The 490-nt window shown below is 35.1% G+C and carries 1 pseudogene; it reads left to right on the top strand.

Annotated elements, in window-relative coordinates:
• Positions 1-101: 101 nt before the first annotated feature.
• A pseudogene (locus tag AT685_RS04760) lies at positions 102-490 on the top strand (hypothetical protein); the annotation flags it as partial.

The raw sequence follows: 490 nt of genomic DNA, 5'->3' as shown, positions 1-490 counted from the left end.
CGTGGATCTTTCAAGGTAACACAAAATGGACTGAAAAGGACATAGATAACCTGCTTGACATCCTGTTCTACGGGATAATTAAAAAATAAACACGGCAAAAAATGAAAAAATTTTCACACTTTGTCATAAAGAATAGATGGCTTATTATCTTTTTTATCGCAACTCTAACTTTGATATTTGCTTATTCAATGAGAAATCTTAAAATCAACTCCGACTTCGCCTCTTATCTTCCAGAAACTGATGAAGCGGTTAAACTCGCACGATATATTGGCAATAAATACGGCGGGAACTTAACCGCAATCGTCGCAATTGAAACTGACGATGTTTTTAATCACAAAACATTAACCGAAATTTACAATTTAACCGAAAAGCTAAAATATGTTGACGGCGTCTCCTATGTCACAAGTTTAACAAATGTAATTGATATAAAAGGAACGGATGAGGGAATTGAAATTGGGAGATTGATCAACGAAATACCCGAAGACCCACA

Source organism: Candidatus Kryptobacter tengchongensis (assembly GCF_001458555.1).
Taxonomy (GTDB): Bacteria; Bacteroidota; Ignavibacteria; order Kryptoniales; family Kryptoniaceae; genus Kryptonium; species Kryptonium tengchongense.
The sequence above is the reverse complement of the archived record's forward strand: the minus strand, read 5'-3'. Positions and strand labels throughout refer to the sequence as shown.